The organism is Trichococcus pasteurii (genome assembly GCF_900112935.1).
GTDB classification, from domain to species: domain Bacteria; phylum Bacillota; class Bacilli; order Lactobacillales; family Aerococcaceae; genus Trichococcus; species Trichococcus pasteurii.
On the sequence record NZ_FONM01000002.1, the window covers coordinates 75,667 to 97,282 of the forward strand.

At 47.0% G+C, this 21,616-nt stretch carries 21 protein-coding genes and 1 other RNA gene; 16 read left to right on the top strand and 6 right to left on the bottom strand.

Features of this window, described 5'->3' with window-relative positions; translation table 11 throughout:
- The 7 genes from BM184_RS02715 to BM184_RS02745 all read left to right on the top strand — a co-directional run bounded on the left by BM184_RS02715 (position 1) and on the right by BM184_RS02745 (position 6,169).
- A complete protein-coding gene (locus BM184_RS02715; RefSeq protein WP_086941335.1) occupies positions 1-1,377 on the top strand; it encodes an acetyl-CoA carboxylase biotin carboxylase subunit in 1,377 nt (458 codons plus the stop codon).
- A gap of 36 nt (positions 1,378-1,413) precedes the next feature.
- A complete protein-coding gene (accD, locus tag BM184_RS02720; protein WP_086941336.1) occupies positions 1,414-2,289 on the top strand; it encodes an acetyl-CoA carboxylase, carboxyltransferase subunit beta in 876 nt (291 codons plus the stop codon).
- The gene (gene accA, locus BM184_RS02725; RefSeq protein WP_086941337.1) at positions 2,286-3,068 is read left to right on the top strand and encodes an acetyl-CoA carboxylase carboxyl transferase subunit alpha; all 783 of its coding nucleotides are present in this window, start codon (positions 2,286-2,288) and stop codon (positions 3,066-3,068) included. Before accD ends, accA begins: the two co-directional genes overlap by 4 nt.
- A gap of 117 nt (positions 3,069-3,185) precedes the next feature.
- The gene (locus tag BM184_RS02730; protein ID WP_086941338.1) at positions 3,186-4,157 is read left to right on the top strand and encodes a tetratricopeptide repeat protein; all 972 of its coding nucleotides are present in this window, start codon (positions 3,186-3,188) and stop codon (positions 4,155-4,157) included.
- Between the two features lie 104 nt (positions 4,158-4,261).
- A complete protein-coding gene (locus tag BM184_RS02735; RefSeq protein ID WP_086941339.1) occupies positions 4,262-4,474 on the top strand; it encodes a cold-shock protein in 213 nt (70 codons plus the stop codon).
- 80 nt (positions 4,475-4,554) lie between these two features.
- Positions 4,555-4,965 carry a ribonuclease HI family protein gene (locus tag BM184_RS02740; RefSeq protein ID WP_177208513.1) on the top strand — a complete coding sequence of 137 codons (411 nt, stop codon included), beginning with the start codon at positions 4,555-4,557 and terminating at the stop codon, positions 4,963-4,965.
- Between the two features lie 223 nt (positions 4,966-5,188).
- A complete protein-coding gene (locus BM184_RS02745; RefSeq protein ID WP_086941341.1) occupies positions 5,189-6,169 on the top strand; it encodes an aldo/keto reductase in 981 nt (326 codons plus the stop codon).
- Positions 6,170-6,304: 135 nt separating this feature from the next.
- On the opposite strand, the gene BM184_RS02750 is transcribed toward BM184_RS02745, so the two are convergent.
- The gene (locus BM184_RS02750) at positions 6,305-7,138 is read right to left on the bottom strand and encodes an SDR family oxidoreductase (RefSeq protein WP_086941342.1); all 834 of its coding nucleotides are present in this window, start codon (positions 7,136-7,138) and stop codon (positions 6,305-6,307) included.
- A 249-nt stretch (positions 7,139-7,387) separates the two neighbouring features.
- On the opposite strand from BM184_RS02750, the gene BM184_RS02755 reads away from it, so the two are divergent.
- Positions 7,388-8,047: an NAD(P)H-binding protein gene (locus BM184_RS02755; RefSeq protein ID WP_409373505.1), complete on the top strand. Its 660-nt coding sequence runs from the start codon at positions 7,388-7,390 to the stop codon at positions 8,045-8,047.
- Here the strand turns inward: BM184_RS02755 and BM184_RS02760 are convergent.
- From BM184_RS02760 to BM184_RS02775, 4 genes are all read right to left on the bottom strand, one after another.
- Positions 7,948-9,120, bottom strand: a complete 1,173-nt coding sequence (locus tag BM184_RS02760; RefSeq protein WP_086941344.1) for a THUMP domain-containing class I SAM-dependent RNA methyltransferase — start codon at positions 9,118-9,120, stop codon at positions 7,948-7,950. The genes BM184_RS02755 and BM184_RS02760 overlap by 100 nt on opposite strands.
- A 121-nt stretch (positions 9,121-9,241) precedes the next feature.
- An RNA gene (gene rnpB, locus BM184_RS02765) (RNase P RNA component class B) lies at positions 9,242-9,607 on the bottom strand.
- Between the two features lie 18 nt (positions 9,608-9,625).
- Entirely contained in the window at positions 9,626-9,967 is a 342-nt protein-coding gene (gpsB, locus tag BM184_RS02770) for a cell division regulator GpsB (protein WP_068559682.1), read from the bottom strand.
- Positions 9,968-10,136: 169 nt separating this feature from the next.
- Positions 10,137-10,511 (bottom strand): hypothetical protein, encoded by a 375-nt coding sequence (locus BM184_RS02775; RefSeq protein WP_086941345.1) that lies wholly within the window; start codon positions 10,509-10,511, stop codon positions 10,137-10,139.
- Positions 10,512-10,735: 224 nt separating this feature from the next.
- Between BM184_RS02775 and BM184_RS02780 the strand changes: the two genes are divergently transcribed.
- The 6 genes from BM184_RS02780 (at position 10,736) to dtd (ending at position 16,586) form a co-directional block, all read left to right on the top strand.
- Complete coding sequence (locus tag BM184_RS02780; protein WP_086941346.1) at positions 10,736-11,218, top strand: DUF3013 family protein; 483 nt, start codon at positions 10,736-10,738, stop codon at positions 11,216-11,218.
- Positions 11,219-11,239: 21 nt separating this feature from the next.
- Positions 11,240-12,190: a 50S ribosomal protein L11 methyltransferase gene (gene prmA / locus BM184_RS02785; protein ID WP_086941347.1), complete on the top strand. Its 951-nt coding sequence runs from the start codon at positions 11,240-11,242 to the stop codon at positions 12,188-12,190.
- Between the two features lie 3 nt (positions 12,191-12,193).
- Positions 12,194-12,970, top strand: coding sequence for a 16S rRNA (uracil(1498)-N(3))-methyltransferase (locus BM184_RS02790; RefSeq protein WP_086941348.1), 777 nt, complete (start codon positions 12,194-12,196; stop codon positions 12,968-12,970).
- Positions 12,963-13,628 carry a deoxyribose-phosphate aldolase gene (deoC, locus tag BM184_RS02795; protein ID WP_086941349.1) on the top strand — a complete coding sequence of 222 codons (666 nt, stop codon included), beginning with the start codon at positions 12,963-12,965 and terminating at the stop codon, positions 13,626-13,628. Before BM184_RS02790 ends, deoC begins: the two co-directional genes overlap by 8 nt.
- A gap of 274 nt (positions 13,629-13,902) precedes the next feature.
- The gene (locus BM184_RS02800) at positions 13,903-16,113 is read left to right on the top strand and encodes a RelA/SpoT family protein (RefSeq protein WP_086941350.1); all 2,211 of its coding nucleotides are present in this window, start codon (positions 13,903-13,905) and stop codon (positions 16,111-16,113) included.
- A gap of 26 nt (positions 16,114-16,139) precedes the next feature.
- The gene (dtd, locus tag BM184_RS02805; RefSeq protein WP_086941351.1) at positions 16,140-16,586 is read left to right on the top strand and encodes a D-aminoacyl-tRNA deacylase; all 447 of its coding nucleotides are present in this window, start codon (positions 16,140-16,142) and stop codon (positions 16,584-16,586) included.
- 69 nt (positions 16,587-16,655) lie between these two features.
- On the opposite strand, the gene BM184_RS02810 is transcribed toward dtd, so the two are convergent.
- Entirely contained in the window at positions 16,656-17,972 is a 1,317-nt protein-coding gene (locus tag BM184_RS02810; protein WP_245830500.1) for an N-acetylmuramoyl-L-alanine amidase, read from the bottom strand.
- A 453-nt stretch (positions 17,973-18,425) separates the two neighbouring features.
- Between BM184_RS02810 and hisS the strand changes: the two genes are divergently transcribed.
- Both hisS and aspS read left to right on the top strand, forming a co-directional pair.
- Positions 18,426-19,748 carry a histidine--tRNA ligase gene (gene hisS / locus BM184_RS02815; protein WP_086941353.1) on the top strand — a complete coding sequence of 441 codons (1,323 nt, stop codon included), beginning with the start codon at positions 18,426-18,428 and terminating at the stop codon, positions 19,746-19,748.
- Between the two features lie 24 nt (positions 19,749-19,772).
- On the top strand, positions 19,773-21,539 hold the full coding sequence (gene aspS, locus BM184_RS02820) for an aspartate--tRNA ligase (RefSeq protein ID WP_086941354.1): 1,767 nt from the start codon (positions 19,773-19,775) through the stop codon (positions 21,537-21,539).
- Positions 21,540-21,616: the final 77 nt, after the last annotated feature.

Sequence of the window (21,616 nt, forward strand, 5' to 3'; positions counted from 1 at the left end):
ATGTTTACTAAGGTATTGATCGCAAACAGAGGAGAAATTGCTGTCAGGATCATTCGTGCTTGTCATGAGTTAGGAATCCAAACGGTAGCGGTCTATTCTGAAGCTGACCGCGAAGCGTTGCATACACAGCTGGCCACTCAGGCTATTTGTATCGGTCCTGCAAAAGCGAGCGATTCCTATCTGAATATGACAAGCATCTTGAGCGCAGCAGTCGTTACAGGAGCCCAAGCCATCCATCCAGGCTTCGGGTTCCTCTCGGAAAACAGCGCATTCGCCACAATGTGCGAAGAAATGAATATCCGATTCATCGGACCTTCTTCCACCATCATCGACCTGATGGGCAACAAAGCAAATGCCCGCAAAACGATGATAGCAGCAGGCGTACCTGTCACTCCGGGAAGCGAAGGCTACATCTCTTCATACGAAGAGGCAGTGGCACAAGCAGAGAAGATCGGTTATCCGGTCATCCTGAAAGCTGCCGCTGGTGGTGGCGGTAAAGGGATGCGTAAAGTCTACCAAGAAAACGGTCTGGAGGCAGCCTTCAGCCAAGCGAAAGCGGAAGCAAAGGCAGCCTTCGGGGACGACCGCATGTACCTTGAAAAGATCATCACTCCGGCTCGTCATATCGAAGTGCAGATTTTAGGCGATTCGTTCGGCAATGTCGTCCATCTGGGCGAGCGCGATTGCTCCCTTCAGCGCAATCATCAGAAAGTGTTGGAAGAAAGCCCGTCCACATTCATTTCTGAGGAAACACGCAAAGCCATGGGGGACGTCGCCATCCGAGCGGCCAAACATGTCGGCTATACCAATGCTGGCACGATCGAGTTCCTCGTCGATACGGAACAACGTTTCTATTTCATGGAAATGAACACGCGTATCCAAGTTGAGCACCCGGTAACCGAAATGGCGACTGGCATTGATATCGTCAAAGAACAATTGCGCATTGCGAGCGGTGAGCCTTTGTCCTTTACGCAAGATGAGGTTGTCATCACCGGTCATACGATCGAATGCCGTATCAACGCTGAAAATCCGGCTTTGGGCTTCCGACCTTCGTCCGGTAAAATCGACTACCTGTTCTTGCCTAGCGGCGGGAATGGACTGCGTGTCGAAAGCGCCATGTATGGCGGATATATGATTCCGCCATTCTATGACTCGATGATCGCCAAAATCATCACAAAAGGCGACGACAGAAGTGAAGCAATCGCCAAAATGAGGCGTGCGCTGCAGGAACTGGTCATCGAGGGAGTCGACACGAACCAATTCTTCCAGGAAGATATTCTGCAGGATCCCAACTTCATTTCCGGAGATTACGATACGGAATATCTCCAGAATGTGTTCCTTAAGACTTGGGCCCCTGAAGAAGAGGAAAGTGTATAAATCAATTAGTCAAGAAGTCACACTAGAGGTGAGGAAATGAAATTATTTCGTAAGCGTCCTTACATTCCGATAGCTCAAGTTCCCGCTTCAAAAGCAGGCGATCAGAAACCGATTGTTCCTGAAGGCTTATGGGAAAAATGCCCGAATTGTCAAAAAACGATCTACAGCAAGGATTTAGGGAAAGATAAAGTATGTCCGCATTGTGCCTATAATTTCAGGATTTCGGCATATGAACGCATTTCCAATATCGTTGATGAAGGTTCTTTTGATGAATGGAACGCCCAAATGCCCGAAGAAAATCCATTGGCTTTTCCGGGATATGAGAACAAATTGAAGATCGCCAAAGAAAAAACGGGACTTGACGAAGCGGTTGTAACCGGCGCGGCATTCATCAATAAGCATAAAGTTGCTTTGTGTGTGATGGATTCGAACTTTATCATGGCAAGCATGGGGAAAGTGGTCGGCGAGAAACTGACGCTCGCGTTTGAACGCGCAACGGTTGAAAAGCTCCCAATCATTGTCTTCACTGCTTCAGGCGGCGCCAGAATGCAGGAGGGCATCATGTCCTTGATGCAGATGGCGAAAGTCAGCGTTGCGGTCTCCAACCACAGTAAAGCAGGGCTGTTGTACATCACGGTCCTGACCGATCCGACTACTGGGGGCGTGACGGCCAGCTTTGCGATGCAAGGGGATATCATCCTTGCGGAAACAGGGGCGACTGTCGGTTTCGCCGGCAAGCGCGTCATCGAGCAGACAATCAAAGCGAAATTGCCTGAAGGTTTCCAGACAGCCGAAAAGGTGCTGGAAAACGGCTTTATCGACAAAATTGTGGCCAGAAAAGATTTGAAGAGGGCATTGCAGCATATCCTGCTGATCCATGCTCCTGCAGAAAAGGCGGGTGAAGTGCAGTGAAGGATGTCAAAGAAATTATCACCGCTGCAAGAAGCATCTCCCGTCTGACGGCTACAGAAATGATACATGCCATCTGCGATGGTTTTGTTGAATTCCACGGTGACCGAAAGTTCGGGGACGACCCTGCTATCGTGGGCGGGATCGCACTGCTGGATGACATGCCGGTAACCGTCATCGGAACGCAAAAAGGCCATGATGTGACTGAAAATGTCTATCGGAATTTCGGATCACCGCATCCGGAAGGCTATCGTAAAGCGATCCGTTTGATGAAACAGGCGGAAAAATTCAATCGCCCAATCGTTACTTTCATCAATACTTCAGGTGCTTTTTGCGATGTCGACTCTGAGGACCGAGGTATCGGTGAAGCAATCGCTGAATCGCTTTTGGTGATGAGTCAGCTGACGGTTCCTTTCATCGCCATCTTCATCGGCGAGGGCGGCAGCGGCGGTGCCTTGGCGCTGGCGATGGGCAACGAGGTGTGGATGTTGGAGAATACCATGTATTCTGTTCTGTCCCCGGAAGGCTTTGCATCGATTTTGTGGAAAGATTCCTCGCGATCCGATGAAGCAGCCAAAGTAATGAAGTTGACGCCGGATGACCTTTTTGCACTCGACGTCATCGACAAAATCGTTATGGAAACCCGCAGGAAAGTGGCCCGCAAATCGGATGATGTCATGCTTGAACTGAAGCGGGAGTTAAGTGCCAAGCTGAAAGAGCTGAAGCAACTGACTCCAGCGGAATTGATCGAGCAACGCCAGAAGCGATTCCGGAACTATTGATTCAAGAACTGTTATGGACCGCCCACACAGCTGATGCTGTATGGGCGGTTTTTTTCGCGTTCGCTTTTGTGTTATAATGACCTAACAGGAAAATCAGCTTAGATTGGGGTGATGGAAATGGGAGAAAAAATTGTTTTTCCATTAAATTACGAGGGATACTTGAAAAAAGGACTGTTGGCATTCGAAGAGGGAAATCTGCAGCTTGCGGAAGAATGGATCGGCAAAGCCATAGCGATCAAGAAGGCGGACGACATCCTCCCGCTTTACCTCATGTTGCTGCAGGAGACCGATCAAGCAGAAAAAAGCCTGGCGATGATAACCGAAATGCGGCCGGACATAGCAGCCTCCATTTCTGTGGATGACATCGATTTTCTGTACTTAAAAGGATTGATGCAGTCCGGGGCTTTCGATTCGGCCCGTGAACAAATTGAAGCGCGAAAAAATACTTTCGGTCTGTCGATGGAACACCAATTCGCCTTGGAGCAATTGGAAGCTGAAGTCGAAAAAGTAGAACTGAAGAATTTAGAGAAGAAGCTGAAAAAAAGTTCAGAAATACTCAAGGCAGAAAAAAGCATCGATACGCAGCCTTTCCATAAGCAACAAGCCTATGCGCAACAGTTGAAGGATTTGGAGGATGACCAATTCAGCAAGATCGCGCAACGCTTGCTTATGAACAACAGTCTCCATCGGATGCTCAAGACAGAGATCATCCATCAATTTCTTGCGCGCGGGCTGCATCCATCGCTGACTGTCAGATTGGACGGAGCCGAAGAAAAAGTCGATCTGGCTGGAGTTGTTCCGTTGATCGAGTCAAAAACCTACAGAGAAGGAATGGCGTACATCCGGGAAGAAATCGCCAATAAAAATCCTACTTTGGCGGATGCCATGGAGAATGCCTTCTTCATGCAACTTTCCCTCCTTTATCCGTTCGAAGACAGGACGATCCCATCCGTTTCAGAGTGGTTGGATGTGCTCTACCGCATTTACAACGGAGCAGAGTGGACGGGGGAAGCAAGCGAACAAAGCATCCGCGATAAAATCGGACAATTGGAAAATAAGCTGGCCGATTTTTTTGGTTTTTTTGAATGAGCTCATCGGAATAATTGACTCGATTGGGTTTCCTCTCTATAATGAGAGTAACCCGTCTTTGTGAAAGCAGTTCCAAAGAATTGAGTGTTGAAGGAGGATGTACAATGGAATTTGGCAAAGTAAAGTGGTTCAATAATGATAAGGGATATGGTTTTATTGAACTCGAGCAACAGGATGACGACATTTTCGTACATTTTACCGGTATAGCTGGAGAAGGCTTCAAAAGACTTGAAGAAGGGCAACGCGTTCAGTTCGATATTGCTGAAGGCGTAAGGGGACCACAGGCTACAAATGTGATGGTCGTGGCAGAAACATAAAAAAAGCACAGTAAACCGCAAAGGTGAAGGGAATCCGTTCAGGATTTCCTTTCACCTTTGTTTTTTAGGATGTGGAACAGGTGATAAAATTATTTGTGGATGGGGCGGCCACCGGAAGAGAAGGGTATGCTGCCATCGGGATTTTGATCGTAGAGGACGGCGTACAGGAGCAGATAGGTCTGCCTTTAGAAGACAGAATGGATAATCATCGTGCCGAATTCGAAGCGCTCCTGTATGGATTGCGTCATCTGAAAGCACACAACAAACAGGACCAGCTCGTTTTTTGTTACACTGACAGTAAACTTGTTGCCGAATCGATCAGGAAAAAGTATACCAAAAAAGCGGAGCATAAGCTTTTGCTGGAAGAGGCTTTGCGGGAATTGCCTGCGTTCACCAATTTTTACTTGGAATGGATTCCGGAAAAGGAAAACAAAGGAGCCGATAATCTCGCCAGAAAAGCGCTATATCAGCTCACCAAAAAGAGAAAATGATGATATGTTTTTTCTGCAGAAACATGGAAAACATTTCATCAAACAAAAAAGGCTATCTCCTATTTCGTACTGAAACTGAGATGGCCTTTTTGCGCGCCTCCATCCGCTGCTTCGTGCAATCAAGTTGTTGGTTAGACTTGACTTGGAGTTCACTTCAAGGAGTATGCTATCAGCAACATAGGAAACTGCTATGTCATCAAATTGAAACTGGAGGGATATGTTAATGGATTACGTAAAATTTGGCAATACAGGTATGGATATTTCGCAGATTTGCCTAGGGGCCATGGGATTCGGCGATCCGAACAGCGGTTTCCATAATTGGGTACTGGAAGAAGAAGAGAGCAGAAAAGTCATCAAAAGTGCGTTGGATCTGGGGATCAATTTCTTCGATACGGCCAACATCTACTCATACGGAGCCAGTGAGAGCATCCTTGGGAAAGCTTTGAACGAGTACGCCAACCGTGATGAGATTGTGGTGGCTACAAAAGTACATCAGAAGATGCGCCAAGCACCGAACGGAGGAGGCCTTTCCCGTAAAGCGATCCTGAGCGAAATCGATCACAGCCTGAAGCGGCTGGACATGGACTACGTCGACCTTTATATCATCCACCGCTGGGACTACAACACTCCGATCGAGGAAACGATGGAAGCCCTGCATGATGTCGTGAAATCCGGCAAAGCCCGTTATATCGGCGCATCCGCAATGTTCGCGTGGCAATTCGCCAAAGCGCAGTCGACTGCCGAAAAACTAGGGTTGACAAAGTTCGTTTCGATGCAGAATCACTTGAATCTTTTGTACAGGGAGGAAGAGCGGGAAATGCTGCCGTTGTGCGCCGATCAAAAGATTGCCGTGACGCCTTACAGTCCACTGGCTTCAGGCAGGCTTACAAGGGATTGGTCGGCCACTACGAAACGCTTCGAAACGGATCAAGTGGCGAAACATAAGTATGATACGACCGAGGCACAGGACCGCGTCATTGTGGAGCGGGTTGCAGCGATTGCCAAAAAATATGGCGTTGAAAGGGTTCAGGTTGCCTTGGCTTGGCTACTGCAAAAAGATCAAGTCGTTGCTCCGATCATCGGGGCCACCAAGGAAAGCCATCTGATCAGCGCCATTTCTGCTCTTGACTTCAAACTTTCTGCGGAGGATATTCTGACTCTGGAAGAACCATACATCCCTCATCATATTATGGGGCACAACTGAAAAATTCGGAATTGAAAATCAATAGACAATGAATAAGCCCGCTTGGATTCCTGTTGCCAGGAGTTTCAAGCGGGCTTGATTTTCGTATCATGATGAATGTGATAATCAGTATTGCCTTATTTTAGGCCACAGGGATTATTCCTTGTAGTCCGTTGAGGCTGCCAGTTCCGCTTGCGTCCGGAAATCGGCTAAGCGGTTCTCAAGCGTAGAAATGGTGCTGGCCAGCGCTTGCGAACCAAGCACCATGCGAAGCGGTGCCGGTGTGATATCCACGCTTTCGATGATTCGTTTTGCCATCTCCGCAGGATTTCCGGGTGCCAGTACCTTTGTTGAATCAAGCATCGCAAGAAAGCTGTGCGCTGGATTGCCGTCGTACTCAGGCATCAGTTCAGCGACTTGCGCGCTGCCGTAGCGGAATTCAGTCCGTGCTCCGCCAGGCTCTACAATGGTTACGCCGATATTGAAGGGTCCCACTTCCTGAGCGACGGATTCGCAAAAACCTTCGATCCCGAATTTCGTGGCATGGTACATGGAATTGCCCGGGAAAGCGACTTGTCCGCCATAGGAAGAGATTTGGATGATGCGGCCGTGACCTTGTTTGCGTAAGAACGGAAGGGCGGAGCGGATCATCTGGATGGATCCGGTCAAATTGGTTGCGATGATGAGATCCACTTGCTCATCGCTCAACTCCTCAGCCGCGCCGAACAGCCCGTAGCCAGCATTATTGATGATGACATCGATTTCTCCATGTTTTTCAAAAGATTCCTTCACCACCTGATGGACAGCTGAGGTATCTGTCACATCAAGGATCTGACAATCGAACAGCGTCGGGTACTCCGCAATCAAATCGGAAATTTTAGCTTTATTACGCACCGTTCCGATCACCTTGTCGCCTTTGTCCAGCAACTGTCTTGTCAGTTCGTAGCCGAAGCCACTGCTTACCCCTGTAATCATCCATATTTTGCTCATCAATCTTACCTCCATTTCATTTCTGTTCTGACTATAGCTCTTGGAGTGAACTCCAAGTCAAGCGCTTTGTGTATGAAATTTGGATTAGGCTTCATTTGCTTTGATTGAGTATATTATACCGTTACGTTTCCGCATTGACTATGTAAAGGCTATGTTTTATGCCCGGAAAAAAAGATGTCTGTTCATGGTTGAATTTGAGTGAACTCCAAGTGATACCATACTCATATCAACACGAAATATGAGGTGGAAATGATGACGAAAATAGTTATTATCGGCGCAACTGGTTCAGTTGGTCGCGTAGCAAGACAGATGTTCCTTGAAAAAACCAACGATGAATTGACGCTTTTTTCACGGCGTCCGGATAGGCTCAAGCCAGTCGATTCAACGAGAGAAATTGCCGTTTCTGGCGATGTGATGAATGCATCCGAACTGGACAAAGTCATTTCGGGCCAGGATGTAGTCTTTGCATCTTTGACAGGGAACTTAGGGAAAATGGCCAGAGCGATTGTGGAATCGATGAAACGTGTTGGAGTCAATCGTTTGATATTCATTACTTCGATGGGTATCTATAACGAAATCCCGGCTTCAGTCGGCTCTTCCGGCAATCTTCGCTCCAATCCGGTATTGCAGACGTACCGTGACGCGGCTGACGTCATTGAAGCTTCCGGTCTGGATTATACGATCATCCGTCCGGGTTGGTTCGACAGCAGCAACGATACGGATTATGAAATAATAGGGTTACTAACCAAAAAAAGCAATCCGAATACCTCGCATCAGCGGGGTATTCGGATTGCTTTTATTTTTAAAAATTATTTTTCTTTGCTTTCGTTGGCATCAATCTCTTTTTTGATTCTTGGCGGGCGCGTTCCCCAATACTGGAAGAAATCGGTACGCAATCTGCCGTTGTAGAGTTTGCGTTTTTTCGTGGCTCTTTCGCCGTAGAATTCTTCGAAAAGCAATTCGCTCGTCAGGATGTATTTGCTCCATGTCTTCAACGGACGGAAAACTTGGCCCATCTCTTTGTAGAGGATCTCGATCTCTTCCTGATCGGAAAGACGTTCACCGTAAGGCGGGTTGCAGACGATCGTGCCGTATTCCTTGGTTGTCGTGAAGTCAGCCAAAGCCAATTGTTTGAAAGTGACATACTCCGCAACGCCTGCTTTTTTGGCATTGCTCTTCGCGATGGCAATCACATGCGGATCGATGTCCGAACCGCCGATGTCCAACTTCACATCAAAGTTCGCGGCAGCTTTTGCTTCATTGCGGATGCGATCCCATAAGCCTTCTTCAAAAATGTTCCATTCTTCGGAAGGGAAAGAGCGTTTCAACCCCGGAGCAATATTCAGGCCGATCAGAGCCGCTTCGATCGGAATCGTACCGGAACCGCAAGTCGGGTCATAGAAGGGACGGTCAGGGAACCAATTGGTCAACATCACCAAAGCGGCTGCCATATTTTCCTTCAATGGTGCGCCGCCTTTTTCGGAACGGTAACCGCGTTTGAAAAGGCTGAAACCGCTCGTGTCGATCGTCAGGATCACTTCATCCTTGTTGATGGCCACTTCGATCGGATAGAGTGCGCCGGATTCAGGCAAACGGGTACGGCGGTGGTAGTATTCGCTCAGACGGTTGACGATAGCCTTCTTGACGATTGCTTGGCAATCGGGGACACTGTACAAAGTCGATTTTTGCGATTTGCCGGAAACCGGGAATTCCGCATCCATCGGAAGGATTTGTTCCCATGGCAAAGCTTTCGTTTGCTCGAAAAGGTCATCGAATGTTTTTGCTTCGAACTTGCCGAACACGATTTTGATGCGGTCAGCGGTGCGCAGCCATAGGTTGGTTGTGATGATGTCCGCTTCTGTACCGGTGAAGTAGGCTTTGCCGTTCTCTACCTGGACGTTGTAGCCCATTTTCTTCAGCTCGTTGCCGGTGATGGCTTCGATGCCGCTTGCGGCCGTAGCCACTAATTGATATGTTCTCATTGATAACTCCTTATTGTTTTGCCTTAGAAATTGCCGGATAATGCACGAAAAATGGGACAAAAATTAGCTTGTCCCATCCTCGATCGTATTCTTTTGAAGAAAAAAAGCCTGATTTGTAAATTTCTGTAAGCCATGTTCTGTCGCGCCATCTGAGCCAGGCCTCTGATGGCGGAGGTAATTATCTATCTGCATTTCTGCCTCTTTCCCTCGTTCATTTCCTTGGAAAGAGTGCCCCTACCAAAGTTTGGGTTGCTCGCTCGAGGGGTTTACCGCGTTCCACCAGAAAGGTTTCCCCGTCTGCTTCGTCACTGTGGCACTTTCAAGAATACTCAGGCATAGGCAGAGCCCTTAGCCTTTTTTTCTGCCGTCAATCTATCGATTGCCTTAGCTTATTGTTTCGCTAAGCACGAACACTACAAGCATCTCAGCTTGTGCGAGCATGGACTTTCCTCAGCCTCCATAAAGGAGACCGCAATTACCCGAAATTTACAAATGTCTTTTGATGCTAGTTTGCTTCTTCGTTTGTTTCATCCAATTTTGAACCGAATACATGTTTCTCCAAGTTGGAAAGGCGTTTCAGAATATCAAAATTCGTTACACCGCTGCCGACTGAAGATACATTCGACTGGGTCGGCTTAGCTAAAACTGCTTGCTTCGTCAACTCGTCCACACGGCTCATCAAACGCTCATTTTCGCTTTGAAGATAAGAAAGGTCTTTTTGATAGGATTCATAATCTCTTATGATCATATCCAGATATTCATCGACTTCTGCAACATTATAGCCTCTCATAGCGCTTTTGAATTCTTTTTGCAGAATATCTTTAGTTGTTAGATTTTTATCTGCCATATTTGCACACCTCGTTAGTTGTCCTTGTTACCTAAACAGTATAGCATAAAAAAGTAATATTAATAAGCAAATATTCTAATCAACATCATATCAGGCTTTTCGCATAAACTCAACTTAATTTTTTATTGCCCCAGCCGATGATCATGAAGGCCCTGCGTGAATGGAAAGCTTAATAGGGCAAGGCTCCTTGGAAATTGATGATGATGTATTGCTTATCGCCTGATTTAGTTGTCGTGATGGATAAATTTTCATTAAGGACCGGCTGCTTACCGAATATCTCCAACAAAAAGCTTTTGAAGACCTTATCCGTTTTGGATTGCAGGACCTCTTTGAAGAGTTCACTTTTTACCGCCGGATCGATTCCATCCTCAAAAATGATTTTTTCATCCGATGAGAGGTAATCATCGGCCAACAGTATTTCAGCCCTTCGACCGAATGGAATCTGGACTTTTAAGCGGTCTTTGTATTCTTCTTTCTGGTAATCACGTGCTATGCGGGTCACTAAGTAATCGATGGATTGTCTGATTTCTGCTTGTTCTGTCATGAAATATCCCTCCAACTTTTTGCCTAGACTAAATATATCACAAACCGACCTTTTTAGAAATCGTTCCCCCATGTTGCGTGCCGGTTTTCGGTAAATCATTTGTCGTTTGACAGCCCAGAATATATATTTTTATCATTATTTGCTACAATGGATTGAGAGCTTCGAACGATGCGGTACACAGCTATAATGGCCATGCCGAAACGAATAAAACGAGGAGGAAGAAAATGGACAAAAGTATGATCGACAAAATCCACGAGGAATTGGAAGAACAGCACTTGCCTTGCGAATGGCGATTGGAGTGGCATAAACCCTTCCATACAGTCGAAATTGTGTTATTATTAGAAGTCAGTTATCCTCCAGACAATAGTATTTCTGATATATTTGGCCACTCGAATCACGAAGATCGGTTCATTTTTGAAGATTCTGTTTTGTTTTATGATCGCGCATCCTCAAAAATCAAGACTGAGGAGTATTTGACCGGCATCCCATTTGACCGGAAAAAAGGGATTCAAGGCGGATTGGCCGAAGCGGTGGTCAAGAATATTCGCCTGACGGTCGGCGAAGCTAACAGCAAGCTCAGGGATTTTCTGAAAAATGAGGGCGACTCCAGCTTCGAATTGCATTGGAATGAGCTGAATTTTATGCAGACAATCGAAACACTGAAGGAATTAGGAAGATTTGATGAAACGTATTATCGTTATCCTTGATGATAGGAAAGGTGATTGTAAATGGAATGGAATGAAGTGAAGGTTGTGACTGCTACCGAAGCGGTTGAGGCTGTATCGAATATATTGATGGAAGCCGGTGCGAAAGGCGTTGCCATAGATGACGAATTGGACTTCGTCAATCTGCAGGATGATGGTTTCGGCCAGATCAAAGAGGAACGGGCCTTGCCTGAGGAAGGGCATTCCGTCTATATCATGGCTTATTATCCGAACAACGCGGGTTTCCAGGACACCGTGTTGTTCATCAAAGAACAGCTTGCAGAGTTGGAAAAAATTGATCTGAAGATCGGGAAGAATGAGTTGCAGATCAACCATGTGAAAGAAGAGGATTGGGAAAATTCCTGGAAAGAATATTTCCATCCGATCCGCCTTACTCGCTTTTTGACGATCGTACCCTATTGGGAAGAATACACCCCTGAAGATGAAAAAGAAATGCTGATTCAGTTGGATCCCGGGATGGCCTTCGGTACCGGCACGCATCCAACGACACGTCTGTCCATCGAAGCGCTCGAAGCAGTGATGCGCGGCGGCGAAAAAGTGATCGATGTCGGAACCGGGTCAGGCGTGCTGAGCATCGCAGCCAAGGCAATGGGTGCGGAAACTGTCTATGCCTACGATATCGACGAAATCGCAACACGTGTTTCCAAAGAGAACATCGCTTATAATGCTTATGCTTCGGATGTCATCGTCAAAGAGAACAACCTTTTGGTGGGGATTGCCGATCAGGAAGCCGATATCATTGTTGCGAATATCCTGGCGGAAATCCTACTGCTGTTGCTTCCCGATGCCTACAGGAACCTGAAGGACGATGGCTATTTCATCCTTTCGGGCATCATCGATTCGAAGAAAGAGGAACTGATCGCAGTTTTGATCAGCAACGGCTTTGAAATCGAGCAAGAAAAGCAAATGAAAGATTGGGTTTGCCTGATCTGCACAAAAAATCTGGAGGATTAAAGCATGCAGCGATACATCATTCCACCTCTAACAAAAGATTATCAAACGCAGCCGATCATCTTGTCGGATGATTTCCATCACCATATGCTCCATGTGATGCGCATGAAGCAGGGGGAGCAGGTCTATTTGGCCGACAACTCCGGCATTTCATTCGTAGCGGAAATCATCGATGTGACTGCAGATACGGTCAGCTTGAAGTGGGTGGCCGATGAAGACCGCTCAACGGAACTGCCGGTCAACATTGCGATCGCCTGTGGACTGCCGAAGGGCGACAAACTGGAATACATCGTACAGAAGGGCACTGAGTTGGGCGCGGTAGCCTTCATTCCTTTCGCAGCAAAAAATGCGGTTGTAAAGTGGACATCGGATAAAAGCGCAAAGAAACAGCAGCGCCTGCAGAAAATCGCGAAAGAGGCAGCCGAGCAATCGCACCGCCAAAAAGAACCTTACGTCCATCCTGTCCATAACCTCAAGGAGTTGCTGGCGGAAGCAGAAAAATACAGCAAAGTGCTGATTGCCTATGAAGAAGATGCAAAGGCCGGTGAAGGCAGCATCTTGGTGAACACGTTGGAAAATCTTGAACCAGGCGATTCCTTATTGTTTGTGTTCGGTCCTGAAGGCGGGTTGGCTCCGGAAGAGCTGACGGCTTTCAGACAAGCCGGCCACAAGAGCTGTGCGTTGGGACCGAGGATTTTACGAGCAGAAACAGCGCCCTTGTATGCATTGGCGGCAGTATCCTATGAAATGGAATTAAGAAAAGGAGCGGATAAAAATGGTTGAAAGTTTAAACAAATACATCGATCACACTTTATTAAGACAAGACGCGACAGAGGCGGAAATCAAATCCCTTTGCGAAGAAGCGAAGGAATACGACTTCAAATCAGTCTGCGTACAGCCATACTGGGTCAAAAAGGTTGAAGCCTTCCTGACCGGTTCGGATGTGCTCGTCTGCACTGTCGTCGGTTTTCCGCATGGCGCCAATACGGCAGAAGTGAAGACTTTCGAAGCGAAACAGGCGGTTCAGAACGGTGCCGATGAAGTTGATATGGTCATCAACATCGGAGCCTTGAAGGATGGCGATTACCAAACAGTCGAGCATGAAATCGCGGCTTTGGTCGAAGCAGTCAAAGGCAAGGCAATCCTGAAGGTCATCATCGAGACTTGCCTGTTGACCGACGAAGAGAAAGTGATCGCTTGCCAGTTGGCACAAAAGGCGGGTGCCGACTTTGTCAAGACATCCACCGGTTTTTCAACTGGTGGAGCAACATTGGAAGATGTTGCACTGATGCGCAAGACAGTTGGACCTGTAACGGATGTAAAAGCAAGCGGAGGTGTGCGTTCGTATGAAGATGCCTTGGCTTTCATTGCAGCCGGCGCAACTCGTCTGGGCACTTCCAGCGGCAAGAAAATCGTTGAAGGTTGGCTTGCGGCAAAATAAGAGTGAGGGATGCTCCGTTTGCATCCGTTTGGATCAATAATCAGGAAAACCTTGAGGGACTTCTTTTTACGAAGCTGCCCTTCAAGGTTTTTTGCTGCTTTGAGGATGTGAACAGAGGATAATTGTTGATGGCGCATTGTTCCGATTTAAAGTATAATAAAGGGAAATATATTCACTTTTTTGTTTGCAGAATAGGATATATTCAGCAACTTTTTCGTTTTTGAACGGAATCGCAGTAAGTAAATACATAATCTTAAGAGTCAGGAGTGACAACATGCCGAAAATCAAAACCTATTCGCCTGAAGAGGTTGTGCAGCTATGCGCGGAATATATGAATGAAACCCATGTGGCATTTGTCCAAAAAGCGTGTGATTTTGCCAGGGTGGCTCATAGCGGACAGATGCGGAAGTCCGGTGAGGAGTACTTCGTTCATCCGACCCAAGTCGCAGCGATATTGGCAGATTTGAAATTAGATCCGGAAACGATTGCAACGGGATTTTTGCATGATGTTGTGGAAGATACAGAATATACTTTGGAGGATATCGAACGGGAATTTTCCAAAACCGTAGCCATCCTGGTCGATGGCGTCACCAAGTTGGGGAAGATCGAATACAAGTCGCATGAAGAGCAACAGGCCGAAAATCACCGCAAAATGTTGATGGCCATGGCGAAGGATCTGCGGATCATTATGGTGAAATTGGCGGACAGATTGCACAATATGCGGACATTGAAATACCATAAGCCGGAAAAACAACGGACCATATCCAATGAAACGTTGGAGATATACGCACCCTTAGCCCACCGCTTAGGGATGAACCGGATCAAATGGGAATTGGAGGATACGTCGCTCAGGTATCTGAACCCACAGCAATATTACCGGATTGTTCATCTGATGAACAGCAAACGAGATGAACGGGAACTCTACATCAAGGATACGATCAACAAAATCAAAGAGTCGATCGATGAATTGGAGATTGAGGCCGACATCTACGGCAGGCCGAAGCACATCAACTCCATTTACCGAAAAATGAAGGACCAAAAGAAACAATTCACGGAAATCTATGATCTGTTGGCTATCCGCGTCATCGTCCATTCCATCAAAGACTGCTACGCCGTTTTGGGTGCCATCCATACAAAATGGAAACCAATGCCTGGCCGATTCAAAGACTATATCGCCATGCCCAAGGCGAATATGTATCAGTCGCTGCACACGACCGTCATCGGCACGCAGGGAACGCCTGTGGAAATCCAGATCCGGACAATCGAAATGCACCAAGTCGCGGAATACGGGGTTGCGGCTCACTGGGCATACAAAGAGGGCATAACCAAAAAAATCGATCCGGAAAAGATGCCCCATCAGATCGACTGGTTCCGCGATCTGATCGATCTGCAGGATGATTCCAAGAACGCCAGCGAGTTTGTGGAAAGCGTCAAAGAGGACATCTTCAAGGACAAAGTGTATGTCTTCACTCCGAAAGGCGATGTCGTTGAATTGCCATCGGGTGCCGGTCCTTTGGATTTCGCCTATAACATCCATACCGAAATCGGACACAAAACCATCGGCGCCAAAGTCAACGGGAAAATCGTCCCTTTGAATTACAAGCTTCAGAACGGTGACATCATCGAAGTGATGACGTCACCGAACTCATTCGGCCCAAGCAGGGACTGGGTCAACCTGGTTTCCACCAGCAAAGCAAAAAATAAAATCAAACGCTATTTCAAGCTGCAGGACCGCGACGAACATGTCATCAAAGGCCGGGATATGCTGGAAAAACAACTGACGGAAATGGAATTCTCGCCAAAGGAATTCCTGACAAAACAAGGGATCAAAGATTTGTTGAATCGCTTCAATGTCAATTCGGAAGATGATCTTTATGCCGCCATCGGGTTCGGCGAACTGTCTGCCTTCATTGTTTCGAACCGTTTGACCGAGAAAGCTCGCCGTGAGCGGGATAAACACAAAGCGGAACAACAGCTGGACACGATCGAGCAAAAAACGAAAAAAGATAATCCTAAAATGAAGATCCGTCATGAAGGGGGCGTAGTCATTCAAGGAGTGGATAATCTGCTCATACGCATCAGCCATTGCTGCAATCCGGTTCCGGGGGATGAAATTGTCGGCTACATCACAAAAGGGCGCGGGATCTCGGTCCATCGGAAAGATTGCCCGAATGTGCAGGTGTCCGGAGAACATGGCGACCGGTTGATCGATGTCGAATGGGAAGATACAGGTACTTCCAATATCGATTACGAAACCGAGTTGACGGTCGAGGGCTACAATCGCTCCGGTCTCCTGAACGAAATCTTGCATGTCGTGAACACAATGACCAAAAATCTCAGTAGCGTAAACGGGAAAGTCGACAGCAATAAAATTGCTGTCATAACGTTGAAAATCGGGATCCAAAATTTGAGCCAACTGGATAAAATCGTCGATAAAATCAAAAATATCCCGGATGTTTACACAGTCAGAAGGGTCACATCCTAATGAATCAAAATGAATAGAGGAAATATATGCGTGTAGTCGTACAGAAAGTGACGGAAGCATCCGTCTCGGTTGATGGGGAAATCATAGGAGAAATTGGTATGGGCTTCATGCTTTTGGTCGGCATCGGTAAGGACGATGCACAAGAAGATGTGCACTACCTTGCCCGTAAAGTTTCGAATCTCAGGGTTTTCGAGGATGAAGAAGGCAAAATGAATCGCTCTTTGAAGGATGTGGACGGAGCCATCCTTTCCATATCCCAATTCACCTTGTTCGCTGATACCAAAAAAGGCAATCGCCCAAGCTTCACCAATGCGGCCGCTTCCGAAATCGGGGAGGCGCTCTATCAAGAGTTCAATGAACTTTTAAGAGCGGAAGGTTTCTCAGTGGCCTCGGGAAAGTTTGGGGCGCACATGGCTGTGACTTTGATCAACGATGGGCCCGTAACCATCCTCATCGATTCCAAAAACAAATAAAAGAGCCGGCAGCTTGAACCATGAATGGTTCGAACTGCCGACTCTTTTATTTTATTCCGATTTTCTGGTTTATTGGAAATATTCGGTCAATGCTTCGTAGATGCTTTCTGCCACCAATGAGCGATAGTAATCGGAGTTGAAGGTCTTGACATCCGAGTCATTGTTCATATACCCAAGCTCCAACAATAAGGCGGGCTGATCGTTTTCGCGTGTGACCAAAAAATCGCCGAATTTGGAACCATTGTCCTGCAACGGCAAAGTGTCAGCCAGGTGATCATCAACGAGATTTGCCAACGGAATATCCGCATCCGCATAATAATAAGTCGTGAATCCTGTCGCGGAAGTACCGCTTGCGGTTGAATCATAATGCAGACTGATGAACAGATCAGCATTGTTGACATTACTCATTTCTGCGCGATCTTCCAAAGTGACATAGACATCGGAGGTGCGCGTCAATATGACGTTTGCTCCGGCACTGCGCAATTTTTCCGCCACCGCTTGAGCGGTTTTGAGTGTTACTTCCTTCTCGTAAATATAAGTACCTTCCGCACCTGGATCTTCTCCTCCGTGGCCCGGATCGATTACGATGGTCGCTTCGGCAAGCGTGGTGGTTGAGGACGCAGTGACCGGCGTATTGAGCGATTCGGATGTTTCCACCAGCCAGGAGGCGACGTAGCCTTCCTTGTTCCCTTCGTAAATGATCTTATAAAAATCACCGGATTCGCTGATCAGTTCGTACTCTTCGTCTTTTTCGGCAATGAACAGAATTTCGCTGCCTGTCGAAGGACCGCTGCGGACATTTACGCCATCCATCGTGATGATGACCTTCGGATTAGCATCGTCCACAACAACTGCTGTGGTATCGACTGTTTCCGGCGCCAATTGGATGCTGCCTGGTGAAATTTCGATCAGCTCAGACAAAATCCATGCGACTTTGTTATTGTACTGGATTTGACTCCAGCCGTTCTCTTCGTATAGGAGAGCGAATTTTTCGCCCTCACTGGCCGTTCCGATGACTTCAGCTGTTTCATTGTTCTCTTGCCGGACGTTGGCGGAGGGCACCAGGACTGTAGCCAGTAATTCGGATGTTGCCGCGATTTCGGTGTTGTTGATCAGCCAACTGGCAACCCAACCGATTCTTCCATCCGAAAGCCTGACTTTGTACCATTCATTCTTTTCGGCCAAAACATTGACAGAGGAACCGCCTTGAATTTGCGTCATGATGTCGTAGGATAAGCCTGGACCGGACCGGACATTTACGATGCTGGCGGAGATGCTGACTGTAGTATAGTTAGCTAATGCTACCGTACCGAAGGAGCCCAATCCGACAAATAGCAAAACAAGCGTCAGGAAGAATAGATGTCTATTTTTTGCGATAGTCTTCACTGGTTGTCTCCTTTCTGGTTTGGGGTGCATAAAATTTACAAAAATTGTTCAATTCTTCTATCATTATAGCAAAGATGCGGCATCCATTGCAAAGCCTTTTCAGAAATTGTGAAAGTGAAAGTTTGATGAAAACAGTATTGACAATTCGGGGCTTATCTTGTATCGTTAAGGAAATTATAAATGTCCAGTGAAGATCGAAGTAGAATAGATTGGTTTGATTCAGAGAGGATTGCCGCGGCTGAGAGCACTCCCAAACGTTTATTTGAAAGACAGGTTGGAGGATTAATAGTGAAAAGCTATTACGCCACGAACGTTACTCGTTAAAGGGAAGCTATGCTTTCGAATAAAGGTGGCACCACGTCTGACTAATCGTCCTTTTCCATGATGGAAAGAGGGCTATTTTTTTGCTTTTTTTCAGACAGAAGACAGTATGAAGCTTAAGGAGTGATAAAAATGATACAAAAACCAAAAGGGACTGCCGACATTTTTTTGCAGGAAGCAGAAATTTGGCAATACGTGGAAGAAACAGCCCGGATTTTATTGCATGACTATCAATTTTCAGAAATCCGCACCCCGATGTTCGAAAGTTATGAACTGTTTTCCAGAGGGGTCGGCGATACGAGCGATATCGTATCGAAGGAAATGTATGATTTCTACGACAAAGGTGACAGGCACATTGCATTGAAACCGGAAGGAACGGCTCCAGTAGTTCGGGCCTACGTCGAAAACAAACTTTTCGGTCCTGAACACCCGAAACCACTGAAAGTCTATTACATCAGCCCAATGTTCCGCTATGAAAGACCACAAGGCGGAAGAATGCGTCAATTCCACCAATTGGGTGTGGAAGTTTTCGGAAGCGTCAATCCTGCGACCGATGTCGAAACGATGGCATTGGCATGGGATATACTGAAAGAATTGGAATTGAGCGATCTGAAATTGGTCATCAATTCGTTGGGGAAGACGGAAGACCGGATCAGATACCGCGAGGCGCTTATCGCCTACCTGGAACCTTTCCATGATGAACTGAGCAAAGATTCGCAGACCCGTCTGCATAAGAACCCATTGCGTGTGCTGGACAGCAAAGACAAGCGCGACAAGGAAATCGTTGCCCAAGCTCCAAGCATCTTGGAGTTCCTTTCGGAAGATTCAAGGAAACATTTTGAGGCGGTTCAGGAAATGCTTCAGGCATTGGAAATTCCTTTCACGATCAACAGCAACATGGTCCGTGGGCTCGATTATTATCAGGATACCATTTTTGAAATCATGACTTCATCCGCAGTTTTCGGGGCGGAAACGACCATCTGCGGCGGCGGCCGTTATGACGGCTTGGTCCAGGAAATCGGCGGGCCGGAAGTGCCTGGTTTTGGCTTCGGGATGGGCTTGGAAAGACTGATCCTTTTGATCAAGGATCAGCAAGTCGATGTGCCGAAACTATCCGAGTTGGATGTCTATGTCGTCGGCCTGGGAGAAGTTACGAACATCGAAAGCTTGAAATTGGTCCAAAATGCGCGCCAAGCAGGGTATTCGGCGGATCGGGACTTCCATGACCGCAAAGCCAAAGCCCAATTCAAAACCGCCACGAAAAACGGAGCCAAAGTAGTGCTGACCATCGGCGAAGACGAAATAAAGAACAAACAAGTGCAATTCAAAGTGATGTCGACCGGCAAAGAACAGACGTTGTCGCTGGCTGAAATTTATGCTGATTTTGATAAAGTGTACAAAACACAGACAGCCGATATGACAGCTTTTAATGAATTTTTCGGAAAAGAAGACTAGAACATACAGAAGAGGGTAGTGAAAATGGAAAGAAGAACAGAGTATTGCGGATTATTGACGGAAGCATCCGTTGGACAGACAGTCGTAGCCAATGGTTGGGTTAACAAAAGAAGGGACTTAGGCGGATTGATTTTTATCCACCTGCGTGACCGCGAAGGCATCGTCCAAGTCGTTTTCAATACAGAATTCAGCGAAGAAGCCTTCCGCATTGCGGAAACGATCCGTGGGGAATATGTACTGCAGGTCAAAGGTAAAGTGGTCCTTCGCGAAGCAAACCAGATCAACCCGAACATCGGCACGGGCACAATCGAAATCGAAGCGGAATCCGTGGAAATTCTGGCTAAAGCAAAGACGCCTCCTTTCTATATCGAAGGCGACCTGAACGTATCCGATGAATTGCGTATGAAATACCGCTACATCGATTTGAGAAGAGACAAAATGATGAACAATATGAAAATTCGCCACCAAACGACGCGCACTGTCCGCAACTATTTGGATGACTTGAATTTCATGGACATCGAAACACCTTATTTGACGAAATCAACCCCGGAAGGTGCACGTGACTATATCGTTCCATCCCGTGTACACCAAGGCGAATTTTATGCACTGCCGCAATCGCCGCAACTGTTCAAACAGATGCTGATGGGCGCAGGCTTTGACCGCTATTACCAGATCGTTCGTTGCTTCCGCGATGAAGATTTGCGCGGTGACAGACAGCCTGAGTTTACGCAAGTGGATATCGAAACCAGTTTCCTGTCTGCTGAGGAAATCCAGAAAATCACCGAAAACATGCTGCAGAAAGTCATGAAGGACGTATTGGGCAAAGACATTCCGGCTCCATTCCCTCGCATCTCCTACGATGAAGCGATGAACCGTTTCGGCAGCGATAAGCCGGATACCCGTTTCGCTTTGGAACTGATCGATATGAATGAATTTGCGAAAACTTCTTCATTCAACGTGTTCAAAGCGACAAGCGAAAACGGCGGACAAGTCCGTGGATTGAATGTCAAAGGCAAAGCCGATGCCTATTCGCGCAAAGACATGGATAATCTGATCGAATATGCCAAGCAATACGGCGCAAAAGGCATGGCATGGATGAAAGTCGAAGAGGACGGGCTGAAAGGTGCCGTGGCGAAATTCTTCACTGAAGACAGCGAAGAATTGATCAGACTGATGGATGCGGAGCCTGGCGACTTGCTCGTGTTTGTTGCGGATAAAAAAGAAATCGTCTATCAAGCTTTAGGAGAGCTTCGTCTGAAGTTCGGCCGTGACCTTGATCTGATCGACAAATCCCAGTTTGCTTTCGTTTGGGTTGTGGACTGGCCATTGCTTGAGTACGATGCGGATGCAAAACGTTATACTGCTATGCATCATCCATTCACTCGTCCAAACGATGAGGATCTTGCCAAATTAGCTGATCATCCGGAAGATGTCTATGCACAAGCCTATGATATCGTCTTGAACGGCTATGAAATCGGCGGCGGATCTTTGCGTATCTACACAAGAGAAGTGCAGGAGCAGATGTTTGCGGCACTTGGCTTCAGTAAAGAAGATGCCGAAGAGGAGTTCGGTTTCTTGTTGGATGCTTTCGACTACGGCTTCCCACCGCATGGCGGCATCGCTTTAGGGCTGGATCGTTTGGTCATGTTGTTGGCTGGCGAATCGAATATCCGCGAAGTGATCGCGTTCCCTAAAAACGGAAAAGCTTTCGATCCGATGACTAACGCACCAAGTGAAGTAAGCGCAGCTCAGTTGAAAGAATTGAGCCTAAGAATCGCTTCATTGGACTAACAATCGGACCAAAAAGAGCATCTGATGGTAAGGAAAACAAGCCTTATGATACAATAAACGTATCATAAGGCTTGTTT